The organism is Shewanella putrefaciens (genome assembly GCF_016406325.1).
GTDB classification, from domain to species: domain Bacteria; phylum Pseudomonadota; class Gammaproteobacteria; order Enterobacterales; family Shewanellaceae; genus Shewanella; species Shewanella putrefaciens.
This window is the reverse complement of the sequence record NZ_CP066370.1, coordinates 361,837-375,238: the sequence shown is the minus strand read 5'-3', so window position 1 is coordinate 375,238 and position 13,402 is coordinate 361,837. Positions and strand designations below refer to the sequence as shown.

Below are 13,402 nucleotides of genomic sequence, written 5' to 3'. Positions count from 1 at the left end.
CTTTTAACCACAGTCCAAACACCATACATCACGCTGGCACCTGCGCGATTTCTACCTTTGCAAAGCCTAATTCTGTTACCGCTAACTGGCGCGACAGGGCGCCTATATTACCCGCACCTTGGGTCAACAATAAATCCCCCTCCTGCAACACATCGGGTAGCACTTCGGCTAGCTGATCTGGGCTGGCAATAAAGATGGGATCAAGCTGGCCGCGAAGACGAATCGAGCGGCACAATGCCCGACCATCGGCACCGGTAATGGGTGCCTCGCCTGCACTGTAGACATCGAGTAACAGCAGGCAATCCACCTGAGATAACACCTCAATAAAGTCTTCGTACAAATCACGGGTACGTGTATATCGATGGGGCTGATAGGCCATGACTAAGCGTTTTTCTGGCCAGCCTGCTCGTGCTGCTTTAATGGTTGCAGCCACTTCACTTGGGTGATGACCATAGTCATCAACTAACATCACTTCACCCTTAGGTGTGGCAAACTTACCTAAATGCTGGAAACGACGACCAATGCCTTGGAACTCAGCTAGGGCTTGAATAAGGGCGCTGTCATCAATTTCATCTTCGGTTGCTACCGCAATCGCAGCCAGCGCATTTAGCACATTGTGCTGACCTGGCAGGTTAAGCAGCAGATCTAAATCTTCCTTACCTTTGCGTCTTACCGTAAAACGGCATTGATGGCCTTGCTGGCTAAAGTTTAATGCTTGAACATCAGCGTCATCACTAAAACCATAAGTCACTAAGTGACGACCAATACGCGGCATAATTTCACGAACAACAGGATCATCAATACACACGACTGCCACACCATAGAATGGCAAATTATGCAGAAAATCCACAAAGGTCGATTTCAGTTTTTCAAAGTCACCGCCATAGGTATCCATATGATCGGCTTCAATATTGGTTACCACGCTGACCATAGGCTGCAGATGCAGGAAGCTTGCATCACTTTCATCAGCTTCGGCAATCAAGTAACGACTGGTGCCCAATCTTGCATTAGTACCTGCGCTATTAAGTAAGCCACCAATAACAAAAGTGGGATCTCGCCCTGCTTGCCCATAGACACTGGCAATAAGACTGGTTGTGGTAGTTTTACCATGGGTGCCCGCAATCGCCACACCATGGCGATAACGCATTAACTCCGCCAGCATTTCGGCACGGCGAACGATAGGGATCCGTAACTCTTTAGCGGCGATAATTTCAGGATTTTCAGCGTTTATCGCGGTCGAAACCACAACAACATCAACTTGCTGTACATTGTCAGCAGCATGACCAATTTGGATCTTCGCACCGAGTAAACACAATCTGTCGGTCACGGTATTTTGGGCGATATCCGAACCACTCACCTGATAGCCTTCGTTCACTAACACTTCAGCTATCCCGCCCATGCCCGCGCCGCCAATGCCGACGAAGTGAATACGCTTAATACGGCGCATTTCGGGGATCATGCTTCTTAGCTGTATGTATCTTTCTGTTTTAGTCATGCTTATCCTTTCTCAGCAAGGCTGATGCACACGGCTGCAACTTGTTCTGTGGCATCCAGTACTGCAACGTCTCTTGCTCTTTGGCCCATACGGGCTAATTCTGTTCTGTCATTAGCGAGCAATTGTAATTTACCCACTAGCTTATCTACGTCCAAGATGGCTTGCGGCAATAGGAAAGCAGCGCCAGCCTCAACCAATACTTGACCGTTACGTGTTTGGTGATCATCCACCGCATGGGGATAGGGAACCAAAATACTCGGTAATCCCACCGCGGCTAGCTCTGATACTGTTAGTGCACCTGCTCGGCATAGCACCACATCGGCCCAACGGTAGGCGGCTTCCATATCATCAATAAATTCAGCAATGTTGACCCCACCCTCTTGGCCTTGTTGCTGATATGCCGCTTTTACACCTGCTAAATTATCTTTACCTACCTGATGCCAAACGGTAATAGATTGCTGCTTACTTAAGGCCGCCACCACAGAAGGCATTAAATCGTTAAATATTTTGGCGCCTAGGCTTCCACCCACCACAAGCACTTTTAAAGCATCATCGGCAAGGGGTTTTGGCTCAGCGCCTAGCGCGATTAGCTCACGCCGAATGGGATTGCCCACTACCTTGGATTTCACTGTGGTAAAGGTGTTTTTAAAAGCACATAACACTTGAGTTGCGATACGAGAGAGCAACTTATTCGTCATGCCAGGAATCGCATTTTGTTCATGCAACACTAACGGAATACCCGCAAGTCTTGCTGCAACGCCACCAGGCCCACTGGCAAAACCACCCATGCCGAGCACGACATCTGGTTTAAATTCCGCTATTACAGCTTTGGCCTGCAAGATAGAGCGGATCACTTTAAAAGGGGCAGCCATTTTGCGAACCAAACCATTACCACGAACCCCTTTGATATCAATAAAATCAATATCAAATCCGTATTGCGGTACTAAACGCGCTTCCATACGATCGGCCGTGCCCAACCAACGGACTTGCCATCCCTGTTGCGCTAAATACTTGGCCACCGCTAGCGCCGGGAAGACATGCCCGCCCGTACCACCTGCCATGACTAGAATACGTTTACCCTCTTGGGTCATTACTTCAATCTCCCTTGCACGGCCTGAACTAAACTCATGCGCCGTTCATAATCAATGCGTAGCAATGTCATTGCCGCCGCCGTCATGACCCATAAACTACTACCACCGTAGCTTACAAAGGGCAGTGTTAACCCTTTAGTAGGTAACATACCAATGCTTGCTCCCACATTAACGACGGTCTGAAAACAGATCCAAATGCCGATGGCATAGGCCAGATAACCTTCGAAGGCTTTGTCCATCACTAGGCATAAATTGCCGAGGCGAATGGCCCTCAATGCCACAAACAGCAACACGGATAACACTGCAATAATGCCGATAAAACCTAACTCTTCCCCTATAACAGCAAAGATAAAGTCGGTATGGGCTTCGGGCAAATATTCTAATTTTTGAATACTATTACCTAACCCCTGACCAAACCAATCGCCACGGCCATAGGCCATTAAAGATTGGGTTAACTGATAACCACTGCCAAAGGGATCTTGCCAAGGATCCATAAATGAGGTGACACGGCGCATACGGTAAGGTTCGAGTAATACCAGCGCAACGAAGGCTAAAACCCCAGTAAAAATCAGTGCAAAGAAATCGAGTAACCGCGCACCGGCAAGGAACAATAACCCCACTGTTCCAACGAATAGCACCACGACTGTACCTAAGTCAGGTTGCATTAAGATCAAAATGGCGTAAATCGCGAACACAGCTATCGGCTTATAGAAACCCTTCGCATTTTCACGAACTTCTTGATGCCGACGCACAAGATAACCTGCCATATACACAGAGAAAGCAAACTTAGCCAACTCTGCGACTTGAATACGAATAGGCCCGATAGATAACCAGCGCGTGGCACCATTAACTGTGGTCCCCACCAGTAACACTGCAACCAACATCAAACCGACAACTAACAGCATGATTGGACTCAAACGCTGCCAAGTTTGCATATCTACCCGTAGCACGAAAGCCGCAATGACAAAACAACCAATCAAATAACCCACATGGCGAGTCATAAAGTGAAACGGATTTCCGGTTAGCGTTTGAGCCTCTGGCATCGATGCCGACATCACCATCACAAAACCAAAAGCGATTAAAGACAATACAGCCGTGAACAAAGCACGGTCGTACAATTGCACGCCCGGCACTTCAGTGTCACGTTGCCAGTTTGGCATTGCGGATAGCAAGCGACCAAACAGGCTGAATTGCCTTGTATCACTCGCCATCGAGCTGCTCCACCAGATTGCGGAAATCATCGCCACGCGCCATAAAGTTACTGTACATATCTAGACTCGCACAGGCGGGAGATAATAAAACGATATCGCCTGAGGTGGCTAATGCAGCCGCCTTGGCAACGGCTGCAGCCATAGAGTCGACTTTAATAGCCCCTTCCTTCAGCGCAGCAATCTTATTGCCATCACGGCCTAAGGTAATCAGATGAGTCACCTTGCTCAGTGGCTCAACCAGCGGGCTGAAATCCGCCCCCTTGCCATCACCGCCAGCAATTAAAATAATGTCGCCTAAGTGATCGCTTAAACCATCAAGTGCGGCAACTGTTGCGCCCACATTGGTGGCCTTGGAATCGTTCACATAAGTCACACCGCCTTTTATCCCAACCACTTCACAGCGGTGTGAGAGCCCAGTAAAGGTGCGAGCTACCTTCGCCATCACTTGCTTATCTACACCCACGGCATAGACTAGAGCCATGGCTGCAAGTAAGTTAGCATGGTTATGACTGCCAATTAGCGACACTTCGGTAATTGGCATAATTTCGCTGCGACCATGATAAATCTTACTATCACAAATACCCCACTCGTCGCCCTCTGGCGGCGCTAAACCAAAGCTGTTTTGGTTCATAGGTTCGGTAGGTATAGTCAGCGCATCATCACGGTTAAAAATGATGGAGCGACTTTGATGGTACAGACGCAGCTTTGCTTTGCGATAGGCATCCATATCGCTGTATCTGTCCATGTGATCTTCCGTCACGTTCAAGCAAGTTGAAGCCACGCAATTCAAGCTGTGAGTGGTTTCCAGTTGGAAGCTCGACAGCTCAAGCACAAAAATCTCAGCATTCTCGCTCAACAGATCTAGTGCAGGAACACCAATATTGCCCCCCACAGCGACAGCCATGCCTGCTTCACGCAGCATTTCACCGACTAAGGTTGTGACCGTCGACTTGCCATTAGAGCCAGTAATACCAATCACGCAGGGTTTTCGGTCTGCGATTTCTCTGGCAAAAAGTTCAACGTCACCAATGACCTCTATTCCCATATCTAACACTGCACGCACTTCAGCGGTATCGAGAGCAATGCCTGGGCTAATAATAATTTGGCTGGCTTGTACTAAATAGCGACAATCAAAACCACCCGTAATTAACTGTACTTCAGGGAAAGAGGCCGCAAGAGTATCCGCCCCCGGAGGTTGTCTACGGCTATCCATCACCAGTGGCGTAATGCCCTTTCCACACAAATAGCGTACAACGGACAACCCCGTTGCGCCTAAACCTAACACTATGTGTGAATACTGACGTTGCATACCCTATTACCTTAACTTTAATGTGGCTAAACCGAGCAAAACGAGGAATATCGAGATAATCCAAAAACGCACTATCACTCGAGGTTCAGGCCAACCTTTCAATTCATAATGATGATGAATAGGTGCCATACGGAAAATTCGTTGCCCGCGTAATTTATAGGAACCCACCTGTAGGATCACAGACACCGTTTCCATCACAAACACACCGCCCATAATGACAAGTAGAATTTCTTGGCGCACAAGCACTGCGATAGCACCTAAAGCAGCACCTAGCGATAATGAGCCAACATCCCCCATAAACACTTGTGCTGGGTAAGTGTTAAACCACAAAAAACCTAAGCCAGCACCAACAATGGCAGTACACACAATCACGAGTTCACCAGAACCGGGCAAATGTGGAATATGCAGATAATTTGCAAACTGCACATGACCAGATAGATACGCAATTAACGCAAATGCGGCGGCAACCATCACAGTCGGCATAATCGCCAAACCATCCAAACCATCAGTTAAGTTCACCGCATTGCTCGAACCCACAATAGTGAAATACGCCAACACGATAAACACGCCACCAAGCTGTGGCATCACATCCTTAAAGAAAGGAACCACTAATTGGGTTTCACCCGGGTTAGCCGCGGTTGTATATAAAAAGAAGGCGATTAACAATGCAGCTAAGGATTGCAGAATATATTTCCAACGCGCAATCAAGCCTTTAGTGTCTTTACGTACCACTTTACGGTAATCGTCGATAAAACCGATCAGACCAAAACTGCCCAGTACAAACAGCATCACCCACACATAGCGGCTACCAAGATCGCCCCATAGCAATACGCTAATGAAAATAGCGGCCAATATCAGTAAGCCACCCATAGTCGGCGTGCCACGCTTACTAAAATGTGACTCTGGACCATCGTTACGCACAACCTGACCAATTTGCAATAATTGCAAGCGTTCGATAAGTTTTGGTCCCCACCATAAACTAAAAATCAACGCGGTTAATAAGCCTAAAATGGCTCGAAAGGTCACATAGGAAAACACGTTAAACCCAGTATAAAAACGGGTTAAATACTCAGCCAGATATACCAGCATTTACACTAACTCCCCACGCCCGAAGGCTACTGTTAGGCCATCCACGACCCGCTCCATGGCGGCGCTACGTGAACCTTTGACTAAAACCGTCACCTGTCCCGGCAACTGGTTAATGTGCTTTATCAATTTTTCTACTAACACAGCCACGCTCTCATGGTGCTCCGCCCCAAAAGCTTGGCTCGTATGCTGACTCAACGCTCCTGTACAAAACAGCGCATCAATCCCCTGCTGTTTGGCCAGTTGTCCGAGTTCGGCGTGTAAAAGGGGCGCATTGTCGCCTAATTCGCCCAAATCTCCCAGTACCAAACAGCGATTTTCAGAAATTTCCTTTAACCAAGCGATAGCGGCGCCAACAGATACAGGATTTGCATTATAGCTATCGTCGATTAAACGAATTCGTCCTAATTGACTCGGCTGCATACGCCCCTTTACAGGCGTTAATTGGCTTAGGCCATGGGCGATATCAGTCAAACTTAATCCCAATGCAATACATACGCTTGCTGCAGCTAACGCATTACTGACCTGATGACGCCCCGCCAGCGGTAACTTAACGTCACAAGATTCACCTAAGTAGTTGAGCATAAAACGATAACAGCCATCGGCATCTGCTTTATGTCCCGTAGCAATAACGTCAATACGACGCTTTGCTGCGCCCTCTTGTTGAGAGAAATGCAATTGTTTATAAGGTCTTGCTTTAACACTCATCACATCGGCGAAAGCATCATCAGCATTGATAATTGCAGTACCGTCGGCCTGCAGATGGTTAAAAATTTCCGATTTAGCTTGGGCAACACCCGCTTGCGAGCCAAACCCTTCTAAATGGGCACTGCCAACATTATTGACTAACGCCACATTCGGACGGACTAGCCCAGAGGTGTAATCAATCTCACCTTTATGATTAGCGCCCAGCTCAAACACCCCATACTCATCCGCAGGCGTTAAGCGCAGCAAGGTTAAGGGCACACCGATCTCGTTATTAAAATTACCCGCGGTGTAAAGCACTTGGTGTTTAGCCGACAAAATAGTGGCGATCATTTCTTTTACGCTGGTCTTGCCGTTTGAACCCGTCAACGCCACACAAATGGGATTAATTTGGTCACGGACATAAGCTCCTATCGCGCCCATCGCTTTTTGACAATCTGCCACTATCAGTTGTGGAATATTCAGAGCGAGCTCACGTTCAACCATTAATGCTGCGGCGCCATTCTCAATAGCGGTTGCTGCGAAATCATGGCCATCGAAACGCTCTCCTTTTAAAGCGACAAATAGGGTTGCGTCGCCGACTTTGCGGCTATCACTGCTTAAATCTTGGATGGTAACGTCGTTACCGACTCGATGCGCACCTAAATGTTGACTTAGCACTTCGAGTGAAAGAGGGATCATTTTGATTGCTCCGCTAACTGGCGTGCCAAAGCGCGTTCATCATAGTTATGACGCACGCCTGCCGCCTCTTGGTAAGTTTCGTGGCCTTTGCCCGCAAGTAAGATCAGATCGCCAGATTTAGCCAATCCCACAACGTCTTTAATTGCTGTGATACGGTCAACCTGAGTCAATGCTCGTTCTGGAGTGACAAGCCCTTGGATAATATCGCTAATAATTTGTGCAGGATCTTCGCTGCGTGCATTATCACAGGTCACCATAATCCGGTCTGCATATTGCTCAGCGGCACGCCCCATCAAAGGGCGCTTGCCCTTATCGCGGTCTCCACCGCAACCAAACACGCACCATAAATCCCCCGCACAATGGCGGCGTAAGGCCGTTAATGCCTGCTCTATCGCATCGGGTGTATGTGCATAATCGACGACTAAGGTGATGTTATCCGCCGTAGTAAAACGCTCCATACGACCCGCAACAGGCGTTAAATACTGCACTTGCTCGGCTAAGGCTTCCATATCAAAACCTTGCAGATACAAGGCCGATAACGCCGCAAGTAAATTGGAAAGATTAAAAGCCCCCAGAAGTGGCGAGTGAATTTGAGTTTCGCCCTCGGGCCACACTAAAGTTGCACTTACGCCTTGATCGTCAAACTGAGTATTTTTGGTATAAAAAGCGGCGGCTTGGTGGCCTTCGATACTAAAGCCCCAGATCTGTGCAGCCATGTCTTTAAGCTCAATCAACCAAGATGCACCAACGGGGTCATCGAGATTCAATAAACCATGACCTAAAGTGCTAAACCGAAATAGGCTTTGCTTAGCGGCGGCATAGCTTTCCATGTCGCCGTGGTAATCGAGGTGATCGCGCGTTAAGTTAGTGAACACGGCGACATCGAATGGTACTGCATCGACGCGGCCTTGCACTAGCCCGTGGCTCGACACTTCCATAGCACAAACGCTCGCGCCTTGGGCTTCAAATTCATGCAACTGACGCATTAGGGTAATCGCATCGGCAGTGGTATTACCGCTATCAACTAGTTCACCCCATAGGCCATTTCCCAATGTACCCATAACAGCAGCTTTTCGCCCCAATGACGTCACTAGCTGTGCAATGAGTTGACTAGTTGAGGTTTTACCATTGGTGCCGGTAATGCCGATAACGCCAAGGGAGGGCGTAACGGCAAACTGGTGCGCTAAGGGATAACGCTGGGCGGCTATCGCTGATACCTGACGATTTAATTGGAAAAAATAAATCTGCACGCCACGTTCAGCATTATCGCCAAGCAACACTTTGCCATGTTGGTCAGCATCATCCGTGTGAACTAATACGCCTGTGGCACCTAAATCTAAGGCTTTATCAATAAACTGTCTGCCATCGACCCTATGCCCTGGCAACGCCAAAAACACATCGCCGCGGCGTATTGCGCGGCTATCTAAGGTCAACTCATTGAAAGATTGATCACCCGAATATATAAACCAAGGCGCTAACAGGTCCCGTAGCAACATCATTCTGCTCTCCCTGCAATTCCGGCCAATTGCACCTGTTCTTTATCGGAAATAGGTTCGACATTTAACATTTGCAGTGCGCCAGACATTACCTTGGCAAATGCCGGCCCTGCCACTGAACCACCATAATACAAATCACCCTTAGGCTCGTTGACCACAACAACTATGGCTAACTTGGGATTATTCGCTGGCGCAACGCCCGCAAATAACGCAACATAATCATCACCATAGCCACCCGCAACGGCTTTACGACTCGTCCCAGATTTACCCGCGACAGGATAACCATCAATATGCGCTAAGGTGCCTGTGCCACCTTTTTCAGTCACAGTCACCAGCATCTGTAATACATCGCGGGCAACCTTAGCTGAGATAACTCGCTCACCTTCAGGTGGTTTTTTCAATTTTAAAATCGACACTGGATACAAAGTACCGCCATTGCCTAAAGTGGCATACATACGCGCAAGTTGTAGCGTTGTTGCCGTTAAACCATAACCAAAAGAAAGCGTTGCACGCTCAAAGTCAGACCAACGATGACGATCCTGAATAAGACCAGCACTTTCACCCGTAAGATTAATCCCCGAAAAACTACCTAACCCCATGGACTGATAAGTACCTAGCAGTTGTTGTACCGGAATGGACAGGGCTAACTTACTGATCCCTACGTTGCTAGATTTCGCCAGAATACGCGCAAGGCTCATATCACCATAATTATTAGGGTCACGCACTTGGCGCCCACCTAAACGCATCCAACCTGGAGAAGTCGGGATAATATCCGTTGCCTTAACAGTGCCAGCCTCAAGCGCCGCCGCCACGACAAAAGGTTTAATCGTCGACCCCGGTTCAAAAGTGTCTGTCATAGCGCGATTACGCATTCTGAAGGTTTGCAGATTATCGCGAGAATTGGGGTTATAAGAGGGGGTGTTTACCATGGCAAGCACTTCACCCGTATGGATGTCTAGTACGACAATCGAGCCAGAGGTGGCTTGGTTCATCTCTGTAGTACGTTTAAGCTCACGGTAGGCTAACTGCTGAATACGATGATCAATACTCAGTACAAGATCATTTGGACTCTCGCCTTCTTGTACTATATCGAGGTGCTCAACGACATGACCATCACGCGACTTACGCACCTTTTGTTTGGATGGCGTGCCTGTCAACCAACTATTGTAGGCATTTTCAACGCCTTCAATCCCAACATCATCAATGTTAGTGATACCAATAAGCTGAGCGGTAATTTCACCACCTGGATAATAACGGCGGGATTCTGATTTTAAAAACACCCCAGGTAACTTCAGCTGAGTAATGTAATCCGCCACTGCGGGGGTGACTTGACGTTTAAGATAGGTAAAGCGTTTAGTGGGGTTACTACGAACTCTATCTAGCACATCTGCTAACGGTTCATGTAACACATCGGCCAACGCTTGCCAGCGGCGCATATCGGCAAAACTATTGCTGTCATTAACTTGCTTTGGATCGGCCCAAACCGCACGCACTGGCACGCTCACGGCAAGCATATCACCATTTCGATCTGTGATTAACCCTCGCTGAACCTCACGGCTCGTGGTACGCAGAGTACGCATATCACTTTCATGGCGTAACTTATCTGGCTCGATAATTTGAATATAAGCAGCCCGCCCCACCAAGCTCGAAAATAGCGCAAACACAAACCCAACCACCACGTATAAACGCCAATGGATAAGTTGCGGTTTTTGCTTTTTACTCGCCTGTTTGGTTTTTGCTTGCCTAATCATATCTTCCCTATACTCACGGCACCTTTACCACAATTTCTTCGCTGGGTAACGGGCGACTCATGTTGAGTTCTTTCGATGCAATACGCGTAATACGGCTATGCTCTGTCTGCGTTTGTTCTTCCAACAATAAATTGCGCCATTCAATATCCAGCCTATCCCGTTCCTGTAACAGTTGATCCCACTGTGTCGCGAGATTACGGCTAGCGTGGCTGATATAAACAACAACAACCGCGTTACTGAGCACGAGTAAAGCCAGTAACAAAATCCATTTGTGTGACCACAAATCATGTAGTACCACTCGTGGTAAATTTAATGAGGGCTTACTCACAGTTCGCCCCTTAGTAATCTAAACGCTCGGCAATGCGTAATACTGAGCTGCGAGCCCTGGCATTGCGTTCAATTTCCTCATCGGATGGCATAATCGCCTTACCAATGGCGCGTAATTTACGCGACTTATTAATTTGATCTTCAGTGATCGGCAAACCGTACGGCACACTCTCACCTTGGCTATGACGACGGATAAAACGCTTCACGATACGATCTTCTAAGGAATGAAAGCTAATGATGGATAATCGCCCTTGGGGAGCGAGTACAGCTAATGCCCCTTCAAGCGCCTGATCAATTTGGTCTAATTCACTGTTGATATAGATACGTATCGCCTGAAACACTCGGGTTGCTGGGTGCTTATTGCGTTCTTTATTCTTCGTGATACGCGCAATTAAATCGGCCAAATCTTTAGTGCGTAAAAATGGCGTTTTGTCACGGTCAGCAGCAATACAACGGGCGATATGACGGGCGTTTTTTTCCTCACCATAGGTTTTAAATACCCAAGCCATATCTTCAATTTCAGCGTGAGCCAACCATTGTGCGGCTGTTTGGCCTTGGCTGTTGTCCATCCGCATATCGAGTGGGCCATCTCGCAAAAAGCTAAAACCGCGCTCGGCATCGTCAAGTTGAGGTGATGACACACCTAAATCGAGTAATACGCCATCAATTTTGCCCACAAGCCCAAGATCTTTGACGTAATCGGCTAATTGGCCAAAACCGCCATGCACAATTTGAAAGCGCGGATCATCACTAAATTGTTTTGCCGCCTCAATCGCTTGGGGATCGCGATCAATTGCAATCAATCGACCATTGTCACCGAGCCGCAGCAATATCTGTCTTGAATGACCACCGCGGCCAAACGTGCCATCGATATAGATGCCATCGTCTTTGATGTTTAAACCGCCAACCGTTTCTGCTAACAGAACGGATAAATGGGCAAATTCCTGACTCATACTCTCTTCTTAATATAATTAGCGCGACTCGTTAGAGTGAAAAATCTGCCAGGCGCTCGTTATTAGCAAGCTCCTCACTTCGAATAGTTTCCTGGCATTCATCAATTTGCTGCAGCCAAGTTTGCTCATCCCACAGCTCAAACTTATTCAGTTGTCCCACCAGCATAATGCGCTTATCTAAATTGGCGTATTGCCTCAATGGTGGTGGCAGTAATATTCGCCCGTTACCGTCAAGCTCCACTTCGTGGGCATAACCCAATAACAGCCGTTTTAAAGATCTTTGGGTCTTATCGGTATCGGAAAGCTTCAATAATTTTGCTTCAATCAATTCCCATTCATGGATTGGATACAAGAGTAAACAGGCGGATTGAATATCAACGGTAATCACGATGCGGCCTTGGTGCTCAAGCTGCAAAGGTTCGCGGTATCGCACTGGAATAGCGATCCGTCCCTTTGTATCTAAGTTGATAGCACTGGCTCCACGAAACACGCTAATTCATCCCATCCTGTGATTTTTGATCCACAAATATCCACTATTTCCCACAACTGCTAAGTTTAGGGACAGTAGACAAGCATTGTCAAGGGATGGAATCCTTTTATAAAGCCAGTCGGCAAGCGGGTTAGCAGCATGTCATGCCTATGGCTTAGTGACAAAGTTTTGACAAAATATCGCACCCAAATTAGCTAAACGATGGAAAGCATAGGAATAAATAGAGTTGAAAAAAGCAGCAACCTTTAGCTTTCAGGTAGTTGAAAGATGAATTTGAGTATTTATCTCTATTTATTAATAAGGCAATCGACTAATAAAATGACCTTTAATCACCCATCAGCAGCAAATAGTTGCTTCAATGTGTAGATAGCGTTTTGAAGAATAACATCACATATAGTCTAAATATTAACCAACCTCTGCCGATATAAGGTTAAGATAGATAGAACTAAGGAGGCGTTATGAGTGGATTGGATAGCATTTATGCCATGCTGGCACAGCCAGCAAAAGCCGTATTGAACCCTAAACGGGTCGTCGACCAAGTGCATAGTGCCACAGCAAATGCCCCTGATAGCCATGAAGCACCGCAGTCACAATTGCCTCCGACGCTAGAGCGCCGAGATGCCAAAGTCAGAGATAGGCGCAAAGAGTCTGAAACCAGTAAGAACAAAAAACGGCGCGCATCAGATAAAGCTAAAGAGTTAAAAGAAGGCGCTGTACTTGAAGTCACTGATGATAGTGCTGAAATTAAAAAACCACAGACTCAACATATTATTGATGTTGAAGTCTAAGTTCTTATTACACAAAAAG

The 13,402-nt window shown here is 47.3% G+C and carries 12 protein-coding genes; 1 reads left to right on the top strand and 11 read right to left on the bottom strand.

The window, feature by feature from the left end:
- Positions 1-28: 28 nt before the first annotated feature.
- From murC to mraZ, 11 genes are read right to left on the bottom strand one after another with little or no spacing between them, the layout of a single operon-like run.
- A complete protein-coding gene (gene murC, locus JEZ96_RS01775; protein WP_011787785.1) occupies positions 29-1,495 on the bottom strand; it encodes a UDP-N-acetylmuramate--L-alanine ligase in 1,467 nt (488 codons plus the stop codon).
- 2 nt (positions 1,496-1,497) lie between these two features.
- A complete protein-coding gene (gene murG, locus JEZ96_RS01770; protein ID WP_061783357.1) occupies positions 1,498-2,586 on the bottom strand; it encodes an undecaprenyldiphospho-muramoylpentapeptide beta-N-acetylglucosaminyltransferase in 1,089 nt (362 codons plus the stop codon).
- On the bottom strand, positions 2,586-3,797 hold the full coding sequence (gene ftsW / locus JEZ96_RS01765; RefSeq protein WP_025008065.1) for a cell division protein FtsW: 1,212 nt from the start codon (positions 3,795-3,797) through the stop codon (positions 2,586-2,588). The genes murG and ftsW overlap by 1 nt, the downstream gene beginning before the upstream one ends.
- Positions 3,787-5,106: a UDP-N-acetylmuramoyl-L-alanine--D-glutamate ligase gene (gene murD / locus JEZ96_RS01760; RefSeq protein WP_025008064.1), complete on the bottom strand. Its 1,320-nt coding sequence runs from the start codon at positions 5,104-5,106 to the stop codon at positions 3,787-3,789. Before murD ends, ftsW begins: the two co-directional genes overlap by 11 nt.
- A gap of 6 nt (positions 5,107-5,112) precedes the next feature.
- Entirely contained in the window at positions 5,113-6,195 is a 1,083-nt protein-coding gene (gene mraY, locus JEZ96_RS01755) for a phospho-N-acetylmuramoyl-pentapeptide-transferase (protein ID WP_025008063.1), read from the bottom strand.
- A complete protein-coding gene (locus tag JEZ96_RS01750) occupies positions 6,196-7,578 on the bottom strand; it encodes a UDP-N-acetylmuramoyl-tripeptide--D-alanyl-D-alanine ligase (protein WP_025008062.1) in 1,383 nt (460 codons plus the stop codon).
- Positions 7,575-9,077 carry a UDP-N-acetylmuramoyl-L-alanyl-D-glutamate--2,6-diaminopimelate ligase gene (gene murE, locus JEZ96_RS01745; protein WP_061783356.1) on the bottom strand — a complete coding sequence of 501 codons (1,503 nt, stop codon included), beginning with the start codon at positions 9,075-9,077 and terminating at the stop codon, positions 7,575-7,577. The genes JEZ96_RS01750 and murE overlap by 4 nt, the downstream gene beginning before the upstream one ends.
- Positions 9,074-10,825 (bottom strand): peptidoglycan glycosyltransferase FtsI, encoded by a 1,752-nt coding sequence (locus JEZ96_RS01740; protein WP_011787778.1) that lies wholly within the window; start codon positions 10,823-10,825, stop codon positions 9,074-9,076. Before JEZ96_RS01740 ends, murE begins: the two co-directional genes overlap by 4 nt.
- A 13-nt stretch (positions 10,826-10,838) precedes the next feature.
- The gene (ftsL, locus tag JEZ96_RS01735; RefSeq protein WP_011787777.1) at positions 10,839-11,153 is read right to left on the bottom strand and encodes a cell division protein FtsL; all 315 of its coding nucleotides are present in this window, start codon (positions 11,151-11,153) and stop codon (positions 10,839-10,841) included.
- 10 nt (positions 11,154-11,163) lie between these two features.
- The gene (gene rsmH / locus JEZ96_RS01730) at positions 11,164-12,105 is read right to left on the bottom strand and encodes a 16S rRNA (cytosine(1402)-N(4))-methyltransferase RsmH (protein ID WP_061783355.1); all 942 of its coding nucleotides are present in this window, start codon (positions 12,103-12,105) and stop codon (positions 11,164-11,166) included.
- Positions 12,106-12,136: 31 nt separating this feature from the next.
- Entirely contained in the window at positions 12,137-12,595 is a 459-nt protein-coding gene (gene mraZ, locus JEZ96_RS01725) for a division/cell wall cluster transcriptional repressor MraZ (protein WP_025008060.1), read from the bottom strand.
- A gap of 458 nt (positions 12,596-13,053) precedes the next feature.
- Here mraZ and JEZ96_RS01720 point away from each other — a divergent pair, with 458 nt between their 5' ends.
- Complete coding sequence (locus JEZ96_RS01720; RefSeq protein ID WP_198779844.1) at positions 13,054-13,383, top strand: hypothetical protein; 330 nt, start codon at positions 13,054-13,056, stop codon at positions 13,381-13,383.
- Positions 13,384-13,402 lie beyond the last annotated feature (19 nt).